Source organism: Azospirillum formosense (assembly GCF_013340925.1).
GTDB classification, from domain to species: Bacteria; Pseudomonadota; Alphaproteobacteria; order Azospirillales; family Azospirillaceae; genus Azospirillum; species Azospirillum formosense.
The window spans coordinates 1-10,079 of record NZ_WHOR01000215.1; the positions used below are offsets into that span (position 1 = coordinate 1).

Consider the following 10,079-nt stretch of genomic DNA (forward strand, 5'->3'; position numbering starts at 1 on the left):
TCCCCTTCGTCTCGTGCGCTCGTCTCTTTTTATGAGACCCTGCCCCCCCCCCCCTCCCCCGCCCCGCCCGCGTGTTCCCGGTGGTGGCCAACGGCCGGCCCGCCCGGGCGGCGGCGGAGCGGGAACGCTACGACCTCGTCCTGAGGGCCGTGCAGATGCCGGACATGGACGGCGTCGGGGCGACCCGCCGCATCCGCGCCCTGCCCCGTGGCGCCGGAAGCATGGCGTCGGGGCTGCGCATCGTGGCGCTGACCGCTTCCGCCGTGCCCGGCGCGGCGGAGCGTTGCCGGGCGGCGGGGGCCGACGCCGTCCTGGAAAAGCCGCTGCGCCTGTCCGCGCTGGACACTCTGCTGGACCGCCTGTCAACCGGCCCCGACGCCGCGTCCGCCCCGGCGGTCGTGGCCCCTCCGCTGGACCGGGAGCCCGTCCCTCCCGTGTTCGACGAGGACGCCATCCGCCAGATGCGCGAGCATCTGCCGGCGGAGCGGGTCGCCACCCTGGTGACCAACACCCTCGTCACGCTGCGCGGCTATCACGCCGCCCTGGAGCAGGCCTGGAACGCCGGGGACCGGGCGACCGCCGGGGCCATGGCCCACAAGATCGCCGGGGTGGCGGGCATTTACGGCTGCATGGCGCTGCGCAGCGCGGCCCAGGCGCTGGAACAAGCCCTGGACACCGGCGAGGGCGATCCCGACGCCCTGTGCCGTGCGCTGGACGCCGCCATTCCTCCCGCGCTCGCCGCGCTGGACCGGTGGAGCGACGGCGGCTAACGCACCGCCACCGGCTGGCTCGGCCCCTTGCCTTGCGGAATGTCCGACCGCCCCGCACCCAGGTCCTTCTGCATCATGACCACGTCCAGCCAGCGCCCGAACTTCAGCCCCACGGCCTCGACCACGCCGCAGGTGCGGAAGCCCAGCGCGGCGTGCAGCCCGATGGACCCGGCGTTCTCCGACCCGCCGACCAGCGCCACCATCTGGCGGTAGCCCTGCGCCACGCAGCGGTCGATCAGCGCCTGGAGCAGCAGACGCCCGAGGCCCTGGCCGCGCGCCTCCTCCGCGATGTAGACGGAGTCCTGGATGGTGAAACGGTAGGCGGAGCGGACATGGTAGGCGCTGCCGTAGGCGTAACCCAGGACCACGCCGTCGCGCTCGGCGACCAGCCATGGCAGGCCGGCGCCGGTGATGGCGCGGAAGCGCGTCTCCAGCTCCGTCCCGTCGGGCGGCTCCTCCTCGAAGGTGCCGACGCCATGGAGGACGTGGTGCTCGTAGATCCGCTGGAAGGCGGGGATGTCCTCGATGCGGGCGTCGCGGACGGTGACGGTGCTGGTCATGGCGGGACGAGTCCGACGGGTGAAGGTGTGGACGACCATCCTGCCCCACGCATTTTGCTGTCGCAACCATGCCACCCAGCCGATATGTACAGAACTGGAACGCGCTGTGTGCAACAGGGCTTTAGGGCAGGGCTTTTCAGGGCAAGGGGTTGGAAGCGATGAAGATCAACGGCCGGACGGTGCTCGTCTGCGATTGCGCCCACAGCATGGCGCTCGACGGCAAGGCGTTGGCCAGGGCCTGCGGTGCCGCGGCGGGGGCGGAGGGCGACCTGTCCGTCGCCACCCAGCTCTGCCGCACCCAGCTCGACCGGTTCGAGGCGCGCGTGGCGGAGGGCGCCCCGCTGCTCGTCGCCTGCACCCAGGAGGCCCCGCTGTTCGCGGAGATCGCCACCCAGGACAACCCCGACGCCGCGCTCGCCTTCACCAACATCCGCGAGCGCGCCGGCTGGTCGGACGAGGGCGCGCTGGCGGGACCGAAGATCGCCGCGCTGCTGGCCGAGGCGGCCATGGACATCCCGCCGACCGGCACGATCACCCTGGCGTCGGAAGGCACCGCGCTGGTCTACGGCACCGACGAGCGCGCCATCGAGGTGGCCCGGCAGCTGTCCGGCAGCCTGGACGTCACCGTGCTGCTGAAGTCCCCGAAGGATGTCGCCCCGCCGCGCGTCATGGACGTGCCGGTCTTCAAGGGGACCATCCGCGCCGCCAAGGGCTGGCTCGGCAATTTCGAAATCGTCGTGGACGACTACGCCCCGGCCATCCCGGCCTCGCGCGCCGTCCTCGGCTTCGAGCCGCCGCGGCAGGGCGCCGCCTCGCGCTGCGACGTCATCGTGGACCTGACCGGCGGCGCGCCGCTGTTCCCGGCGCACGGGAAGCGCGACGGCTACCTGCGCCCCGACCCCGACAGCCCCGCCGCCGTCGCCAAGGCGGTGTTCGAGGCCGCCGATCTGGTCGGCGAGTTCGAGAAGCCGCGCTACATCGATTTCAAGGCCGACCTTTGCGCCCATTCGCGCAGCCGCAAGACCGGCTGCACGCGCTGCCTGGAGGTCTGCCCGACCGGCGCCATCACGCCGAACGGCGACCATGTGGCGATCGACCCGCACATCTGCGCCGGCTGCGGCTCCTGCGCCTCGGTCTGCCCGACGGGGGCCAGCACCTACGCCCTGCCGCCGCTCCAGACGGTCTACGAGCGGCTGCGCACGCTGCTCTCCTCCTACGCCAAGGCCGGCGGGACGGAACCGGTGCTGCTCGTCCACGACCCGCGGCATGGTGACGAAATGATCTCGCTGATCGCGCGCTACGGGCGCGGCCTGCCGGCCCGCGTGCTGCCCTTCGCGGTGAACGAGGTGACGCAGCTCGGCTTCGACGTGTTCGCGGCGGCTTTGGCCTATGGCGCGGCGCGGGTGCGCGTCCTGGTCGGGCCGGGCAACGCCGGCGAGACCGTTGGGCTGGCCAGCCAGATCGGCCTCGCCGAGACGGCGATGTCGGGTCTGGGCTACGGCTCGGGCCGGGTGTCGATCATCGACGCGCAGGACCCCGACGCGGTCGCCGCGGAGCTGTGGGACCTGCCGCGCGCGGGCGCTCCCGCCCCCGGCACCTTCCTGCCGATGGGCGGCAAGCGCACCGTCACCATGCTGGCGCTGCGTCACCTGCACAAGGTGGCACCGGAGCCGATCGAGGTCCTGCCGCTGCCGCCGGGCGCGCCCTTCGGGCGGGTGCAGGTGATGACGGAGGGCTGCACGCTCTGCCTGTCCTGCGTCGGCGCCTGCCCGACCGGGGCGCTGCTCGACAACGCCGACAAGCCGATGCTGTCCTTCTCGCAGGACGCCTGCGTGCAGTGCGGCCTGTGCAAGACCACCTGTCCGGAGAAGGTCATCGCGCTGGTCCCGGAGATCGACTTCCGCGACAGCGCCCGCGGCGCCAGGGTGCTGAAGGAGGAGGAGCCCTTCTGCTGCGTCAAGTGCGGCAAGCCCTTCGCCACCAAGTCGTCCATCGACAAGATCGTCGCGGTGCTGGCCGGGCGGCACGCCATGTTCGCCACGCCGGAGGCCGCCGACCGCATGCGCATGTGCGGCGACTGTCGCGTCGTCGACCAGTTCGAGCGGGGCGACTCGCCCTTCGCGCTCGGCGCCCCGCGCGCGCCGCGCACGACCGAGGACTATCTGCGCGAGCGGGAGCTGGCCCAGGACGGCAAGGAGGGTGGCCCGGACGGCGGCAGCGTCCACTGAGTGCCACCGCCGGAACGCGCACGGCGTCGGGATTTGATCCCCGTCAAGTCCCGGCTCCGCGCGCCGTGGTCTGCTGCGCCTGAAATTCCAGGTGGCGAAAAATCCGCAACTCGGACCTATATATCAGGATCGGGTTCGGGATCATAATCGCCGCCCGGACTGCATGACACGCACCCCCTTGGGGAGAAGCCTGACGATGACGACCGTTCCGCCGACCGCCGCCGCCCCGCTCGTCGATCCTTTCGGGCGGACCGTCAGCTATCTGCGTGTGTCCGTCACCGACCGCTGCGATCTCCGCTGCGTCTATTGCATGGCGGAGGACATGAGCTTCCTGCCCAAGGCGGAAGTGCTGACGCTGGAGGAGATCGACCGCGTCTGCTCCGCCTTCGTCAAGCTGGGCACCCGCAAGCTGCGCCTGACCGGCGGCGAGCCGCTGGTCCGCAAGGGCATCCATGAGCTGATCCACAGCCTGGGCCGCCACGTGAAGGCCGGCGACCTGGACGAGCTGACGCTGACCACCAACGGCACCATGCTCTTCAAGTATGCCGGCGATCTGGTGGAGGCCGGGGTGCGCCGGATCAACGTGTCGCTGGACACGCTCGACCCCCACAAGTTCCAGGCGATCACCCGCTGGGGCCGGCTGGACAAGGTTCTCGGCGGGCTCCAGGCCGCCAAGGAGGCGGGGCTCAAGGTCAAGATCAACACGGTCGCGCTGAAGGGCGTGAACGACGACGAGTTCCATCGGCTGGTCGGCTGGTGCGGCGAGCAGGGCTTCGATCTGACCTTCATCGAGGTCATGCCGATGGGCGAGATCGGCGACGAGGCGCGGCTCGACCAGTATCTGCCGCTCAGCCTTGTCCGGGCGGAGCTGGCCAAGCGCTGGACGCTGGACGAGATCGACTACCGCACCGGAGGCCCGGCCCGCTACGTCCGGGTGGCCGAGACCGGCGGGCGCATCGGCTTCATCACCCCGCTGACCCACAATTTCTGCGAAAGCTGCAACCGCGTGCGGCTGACCTGCACCGGCACCCTCTACATGTGCCTGGGGCAGGAGGACGCCGCCGACCTGCGCACTCCGCTGCGCCTCAGCGACGACGACGGGCTGCTGGTCCAGGCGGTGCGCGACGCCATCGCCCGCAAGCCCAAGGGCCACGACTTCATCATCGACCGTCGCCACCAGGGCCCGGCGGTCCCTCGCCACATGAGCGTGACCGGCGGATGATGGGCCACTCCGGCGTTGCCCCCAATCCCTCTCCCGCCCCGGGAGAGGGTGCCCGCGAAGCGGGCGGGTGAGGGTCGTGCGAGAAACAGGGCTTTCTTTCTGGCGGTACCCTCACCCTTCCCGTGCTTCGCACGGGCCCCTTCCCTCTCCCGGGGCGGGAGAGGGACATGAAGTGCGACGGCCCCGCCCTTTGACCGAAGCGGCCTTCTGCAACCGGGCATCCTGCGCTATGGTCCCCTCGACATGACCGAAACCGCCGCCAAGCTGCCCGCCGATCCGACCCTGGACCCGCTGGCGCCCGATCCCCGCAAGCCCGCCGACCTCCGCATCGCCTTCTGCGCGGCGAACACGGAAGAGGCGATGCGGGCGCGCACCCGGCTGGTCCACCGCTATGGCAACGCGCCGCTGGAGGACGCCGACGTCATCGTGGCGCTGGGCGGCGACGGCTTCCTGCTGGAGACGCTGCACCGCGCGCTGAAGCGCGACGGGCAGAACCCGCCGCCGGTCTACGGCATGAACCGCGGTTCGGTCGGCTTCCTGCTGAACGTCTTCCGCGAGGACGAGCTGGCCGAGCGGCTGGCCAGCGCCCAGAGCGTCACGCTGCACCCCCTGCGCATGAGGGCCACCCGCTGCAACGGCGAGCAGATCGAGGCGCTGGGCATCAACGAGGTGTCGATGCTGCGCGAGACGCGGCAGGCCTCGAAGCTGCGCATCACCGTGGACGGGGTCGTCCGTCTGCCGGAGTTGATCTGCGACGGCGTGCTGGTCGCCACCCCCGCCGGCAGCACCGCCTACAACCTGTCGGCTCATGGGCCGATCATCCCGCTGGGCGCCGGGGTGCTGGCGCTGACGCCCATCAGTTCCTTCCGGCCGCGACGCTGGCGCGGCGCGCTGCTGCCGCACAGCTCCAAGATCACCGTGGACATCCTGGAGGAGGTCAAGCGCCCGGTCAGCGCCGTGGCCGACTCGACCGAGGTGCGCGAGGTCATCCGCGTCGATGTGGAGGAGGCCCGCGACGTCGCGCTGACCCTGCTGTTCGACCCGGAGCTGAACTTCGAGGAGCGGATCCTGAAAGAGCAGTTCTCGCCGTAACGCGCCCGGCCGTTACTCCGCGGCGCGACGCTCGGTGTTGGCCTGCGCGTGGGCGCAGATGCGGCGGGTCAGCGTGGTCAGGTCGGCCTGAAGCCGCGCGAAGCCCTCGTTCCGCTCCAGCGTCTCCTCGTTCATGTAGAGGCGCCGGTTGATTTCGAGTTGGAGGGAATGGCGGCCCCGCGCCGGGTTGGAATGGCGGGACACCAGCTCGACCCCCTTGAAGGGATGGTTCCGCGCGACCTTGTAGCCGAGCCCGGTCAGCACCCGCTCGATCAGGGCGGTGAAGCCCGGCTCGCAGGTGGTGCCGTCGCGGTCGCCCAGCACGAAATCCATGCCCAGCTTGTGCGCCGCCCCCGGCCCGACCGCGGAGGGCATCGAATGGCAGTCGATGTGCCAGACGGCGCCGAACCGGGCGGCCAGATCGTCCATCACGCTGGCGACCTGGAAATGATAGGGCCGGTAGTAGCGGTCGATGCGCTCCGCCACCTCGGCCACCGACAGCCGCCCGTCGTAGAGCGGCATCCCCGGGCGGCACAGCGTGCGGATCAGCCCCATGCCGGCGGCGCTCTTCTCCGTCGGGCGCAGCGGTTCGGGCCAGCGCCCGTCGAGAATCGCCGGGTCGACGTCGTCGATGGCCCGGTTCGCGTCGATGTAGGTGCGCGGGAAGAGGGCGCAGAGCAGAGTGGCGCCATGCTCCGGCGCGTGGGCGAACAGCTCGTCCACATGGGTGTCCTCGGCCTGCCGCAAGGTGGACAGCGGGCAGACGAAGGCGAAGTCGCGCGGGTAGACGGCGCCGCTGTGCGGTGAATCGAAGAACACCGGCAGGCGCGGGACGATCGGATCGTTGCGGACGAGCACGTCCTCGATCACGAAACTCATGGCTGACCCCGGTGTACCAACGGCTCCAACGCGCCAGGGTGCCTGCCCGGATGGCATAGCAGGGCGCTGCGGCGGATGGATTCGGGTATAGACGATGGCCGGGAGCCCGTCGACCAAAAACCGTCATACACGGGTAAGGCACGGGTAAGCCACCGGTAAGGCAAAGGACATGACCGGCCGGGGAAATGGCGGGGCTGGCGCAGCGCCGGACTCTCCGCCATACTGACCATTCGGCGAAAGCGCCCGGCACCGGCCAGACCCGCAAAGGCGAGATCCGCTTGACCGAATCCCTGCCACCGATCGAATTGACGCCGCCGGACATCGGTCCCTACCGTCGTGGAAACACCGGCATCGACCATGTCACGACGCTGGAGTCCGGGCGCCCCGGCCCGCAAGCCGTCATTGTCTCGCTGATCCACGGCAACGAGATCAGCGGCGCGGTGGCGATGGACCGGCTGTTCCGGATGGGCTTGCGGCCCACCCGCGGGCGGCTGACCCTGGTCTTCGCCAACACCGCCGCGTACCAAGGATTCGACGCCGAGCGGCCCTACGCCTCCCGCTTCGTGGACGAGGACATGAACCGCGTCTGGTCGCCGGAGGTGCTGGACGGCCCGCGCGACAGCGTGGAACTGCGCCGCGCCCGGCAACTCCGCCCGGTGTTCGACGCCGCCGACGTCATCCTCGACCTGCACTCCATGACGGCGGACACCCCGCCCCTGACGCTGTGCGGGCGGACCGACCGCGCCCGCGCGCTGGCCCGCCGGCTCGGCCATCCGGCCTGGATCGTCGCCGACGAGGGGCACGCGGCGGGGAAGCGGGTGATCGATTACGCGGACTTCGCCGAGGCGGACGGGCGGCGCACCGCCCTCCTGGTCGAATGCGGCCAGCATTGGCGGAACGAGACGGCGCTGGTCGCCCTGGAAAGCGCCATGCGCTTCCTGCTCGCCCAAGCGATGATCGACCCGTCGCTCGCCGATCGCCACATCCGCCGCCATCCCGATCCGCTGCGCACCGTCGAGGTGACCGAGGCGGTGACCGCGGAAACCGACGAATTCCACTTCGACCAACCTTATGTGGGGATGGAGGTCATTCCCCGCGCCGGAACGGTCCTGGGCCACGACGGCAACCGCCCGATCGTGACGCCCTACGACGACTGCGTGCTGATCATGCCGGCGCGGCGCCCCAAATCCGGGCAGACCGCCGTCCGGCTGGGGCGGATCGTTCCTTGAGGACACAGCGAACGGCATGACCATCGGACCGGGGCTGCGGCCCTTCGCGCTCGCCCTCGCGCTGGGGACGGCGGGGGGCGCGCTGTTCAGCTATTTCCATCTGCCGCTGGCCTGGATGATCGGCGCCATGACCGCCACCACGGTCGCCGCCATGGCCGGCGTCGCGCTGCATGTGCCGAAGCCGCTGCGCAACGCCATGATCATGATCCTCGGCGTGATGCTGGGCAGCGGCTTCACCCCGGACATCCTGGGGCGGCTCGGCGAGTGGAGCCTGTCGCTGGGCGCGCTGGCCGTCTATCTCGTTCTGGCGACCACGCTTGGCGTGCAGTACCTGCGCCGCGCGGCCCGGCTGGACCCGCCCACCTCCTTCTTCACCGCCACCCCCGGCGGGCTGAACGAGATGGTGATGGTCGGCACCCAGATGGGCGGCGACAGCCGGACCATGGCGCTGTCCCACGCGCTGCGGGTGATGCTGGTGGTGCTGGTCATTCCCTTCGCCTTCCAGGCGCTGGGCCTCTACGACCCGGCGCGGCGCGGCGCGCTCGGCCCGCCCCTGCTGTCGCTCGCCCCGCTGGACGTGGCGCTGCTGTCGGCCTGCGCCCTGGGCTATCCCCTGGCGAAGCTGCTGCGCATCCCCGCCGCCCAGATCGTCGGACCGATGCTGCTGTCCGCCGCGATCCACCTCGCCGGGCTGACCGAGGGCAAGCCGCCGGGCGTGCTGGTCGCCGCCGCGCAGGTGGTGATCGGGGCGTCGCTGGGTTGCCGCTTTACCGGGCTGGACATCCGCCGCATCGGACGTGACGGGCTGACCGCGCTGGGCCTCACCGGGCTGATGCTGCTGGTCACCACGGCGGCGGCCTGGATGGTCGACGAGGCGACGGGGCTGGGGCTGGCCGCACTGATCCTCGCCTTCGCGCCGGGCGGGCTGGCCGAAATGACGCTGGTCGCGCTGGCGCTGAACATCGACGTGGCGCTGGTCGCCACCCACCACATGGTGCGCATCGTCCTGATCGTGACGCTGGCGCCCGGCTTTTACCTGCTGTGGCGCAAGTGGCGGTCCCGCCGCGGCAAGACCTGACGAATTGCCCCTGGGCCAGCCGGCCAATCCGTCGCACACGCATGTGTGGAGTTTCCGTTGCTCCCATCCCGCACCCCGTGCGAGGTGGAGGCGCGGACGGGTGGTGGAGTGCCACCACCCCGCCGCTCAACAAGGAGGCCTGGAGGATGAAGGAAATCCTCAGTCTCCTGATCCTGCTGCTCCAGATCGTCAAGGCGATCCTTGATCTTCTGAACCGGCAGTGATCGGGCCGGGAGGCGGGGGATTACGGCCCCTGCCTCCCAAGCCTGATGATGGCGCCGCGCCCGCCCGATTGCAAGCCATCCGATCATTTCACGGCGGACTTACCCTTTTCCCACTGGGGGTTCGTGTCGATCAGCGGCACGCTGGAGATGGCCATCTTCGCCGAGGCGTCCTTCACCTGCCGGCTGTAGACGACGTAGATCAGCGTGTCGTTCACCCGGTCGTAGATGCGGCGGATGGCGATGGACTTGAAGACCAGGCTCTTGCGCTCGGAAAAGACCTCCTCGCCCTTCTGCGACAGCTCGATGTCGCCGATCACCAGCGGCCCGGTGCGGCGGCAGGAGATGGAGGCGTTGGACGGGTCCTCGAACCAGTTCCCCTTGGTCAGCCGGTCGAGCACGCTGCGGTCGAAATCCACCAGATGGCAGGTGATGCCCTTCACCTTCGGGTCCTCGATCGCCTGCACCTGAAGCCCGTTGCCGGTCCAGTCGTTGGAGAAGCGCCCGACGACGAGGTCCTCGGCCAAAGCGGCGGTGGAGGCGGCCATCGGAGGCAGCACGGTTAGCGCCAGGACCATCAGGCCGCGGCGGATGTTTATCGAAGGGAACGGGCTGCGCATCTCGTGGAACTCCGGTCATCGCGAAGCGGGGCCGCGTGGGCGCGGTCCTGGAATACCCCTAAATCGGGCGAGGGTCCGGCGCCGTCAAGCGCCCCCCGGCCCGCTACTCCCGGAGTGCCTGCCCCCGATGAGCGACCGCACGATCGATCCGCCCCTGACCCCACCGCCGGAGCCGGTGAC

10 protein-coding genes are annotated in these 10,079 nt (G+C 70.5%); 7 read left to right on the forward strand and 3 right to left on the reverse strand.

From position 1 onward, the window contains the following. Nucleotides 1-83: 83 nt before the first annotated feature. The gene (locus GBZ26_RS30900) at nt 84-770 is read left to right on the forward strand and encodes a response regulator (RefSeq protein WP_174440692.1); all 687 of its coding nucleotides are present in this window, start codon (nt 84-86) and stop codon (nt 768-770) included. Here the strand turns inward: GBZ26_RS30900 and GBZ26_RS22040 are convergent. Then, complete coding sequence (locus tag GBZ26_RS22040; protein ID WP_174440693.1) at nt 767-1,330, reverse strand: GNAT family N-acetyltransferase; 564 nt, start codon at nt 1,328-1,330, stop codon at nt 767-769. The genes GBZ26_RS30900 and GBZ26_RS22040 overlap by 4 nt on opposite strands. A gap of 158 nt (nt 1,331-1,488) precedes the next feature. Here GBZ26_RS22040 and GBZ26_RS22045 point away from each other — a divergent pair, with 158 nt between their 5' ends. The 3 genes from GBZ26_RS22045 to GBZ26_RS22055 all read left to right on the forward strand — a co-directional run bounded on the left by GBZ26_RS22045 (nt 1,489) and on the right by GBZ26_RS22055 (nt 5,872). Beyond that, the gene (locus GBZ26_RS22045) at nt 1,489-3,558 is read left to right on the forward strand and encodes a 4Fe-4S binding protein (protein ID WP_174440694.1); all 2,070 of its coding nucleotides are present in this window, start codon (nt 1,489-1,491) and stop codon (nt 3,556-3,558) included. A gap of 196 nt (nt 3,559-3,754) precedes the next feature. Then, nucleotides 3,755-4,780, forward strand: coding sequence for a GTP 3',8-cyclase MoaA (moaA, locus tag GBZ26_RS22050; protein WP_174440695.1), 1,026 nt, complete (start codon nt 3,755-3,757; stop codon nt 4,778-4,780). Nucleotides 4,781-5,023: 243 nt separating this feature from the next. After that, nucleotides 5,024-5,872, forward strand: coding sequence for an NAD kinase (locus tag GBZ26_RS22055; protein WP_174440696.1), 849 nt, complete (start codon nt 5,024-5,026; stop codon nt 5,870-5,872). 12 nt (nt 5,873-5,884) lie between these two features. Here the strand turns inward: GBZ26_RS22055 and GBZ26_RS22060 are convergent, their stop codons facing one another. Further along, complete coding sequence (locus GBZ26_RS22060; protein ID WP_174440697.1) at nt 5,885-6,751, reverse strand: N-formylglutamate amidohydrolase; 867 nt, start codon at nt 6,749-6,751, stop codon at nt 5,885-5,887. 278 nt (nt 6,752-7,029) lie between these two features. Here GBZ26_RS22060 and GBZ26_RS22065 point away from each other — a divergent pair, with 278 nt between their 5' ends. From GBZ26_RS22065 to GBZ26_RS22075, 3 genes are all read left to right on the forward strand, one after another. After that, nucleotides 7,030-7,980 (forward strand): M14 family metallopeptidase, encoded by a 951-nt coding sequence (locus GBZ26_RS22065; protein ID WP_246653648.1) that lies wholly within the window; start codon nt 7,030-7,032, stop codon nt 7,978-7,980. Nucleotides 7,981-7,996: 16 nt separating this feature from the next. Beyond that, nucleotides 7,997-9,058 carry an AbrB family transcriptional regulator gene (locus tag GBZ26_RS22070; protein ID WP_174440699.1) on the forward strand — a complete coding sequence of 354 codons (1,062 nt, stop codon included), beginning with the start codon at nt 7,997-7,999 and terminating at the stop codon, nt 9,056-9,058. A 77-nt stretch (nt 9,059-9,135) separates the two neighbouring features. Then, nucleotides 9,136-9,282, forward strand: coding sequence for a hypothetical protein (locus GBZ26_RS22075; protein ID WP_174440700.1), 147 nt, complete (start codon nt 9,136-9,138; stop codon nt 9,280-9,282). An 83-nt stretch (nt 9,283-9,365) separates the two neighbouring features. Here the strand turns inward: GBZ26_RS22075 and GBZ26_RS22080 are convergent, their stop codons facing one another. Then, a complete protein-coding gene (locus tag GBZ26_RS22080; RefSeq protein WP_174440701.1) occupies nt 9,366-9,899 on the reverse strand; it encodes a CreA family protein in 534 nt (177 codons plus the stop codon). Nucleotides 9,900-10,079: the final 180 nt, after the last annotated feature.

Coding starts and splice junctions, on each gene's coding strand:
- GBZ26_RS22070 (WP_174440699.1), top strand. CDS start 7,997: ATGACCATCGGACCGGGGCTGCGGCCCTTCGCGCTCGCCCTCGCGCTG.
- GBZ26_RS22040 (WP_174440693.1), bottom strand. CDS start 1,330: ATGACCAGCACCGTCACCGTCCGCGACGCCCGCATCGAGGACATCCCC.
- GBZ26_RS22045 (WP_174440694.1), top strand. CDS start 1,489: ATGAAGATCAACGGCCGGACGGTGCTCGTCTGCGATTGCGCCCACAGC.
- GBZ26_RS22055 (WP_174440696.1), top strand. CDS start 5,024: ATGACCGAAACCGCCGCCAAGCTGCCCGCCGATCCGACCCTGGACCCG.
- GBZ26_RS22080 (WP_174440701.1), bottom strand. CDS start 9,899: ATGCGCAGCCCGTTCCCTTCGATAAACATCCGCCGCGGCCTGATGGTC.
- GBZ26_RS22060 (WP_174440697.1), bottom strand. CDS start 6,751: ATGAGTTTCGTGATCGAGGACGTGCTCGTCCGCAACGATCCGATCGTC.
- moaA (WP_174440695.1), top strand. CDS start 3,755: ATGACGACCGTTCCGCCGACCGCCGCCGCCCCGCTCGTCGATCCTTTC.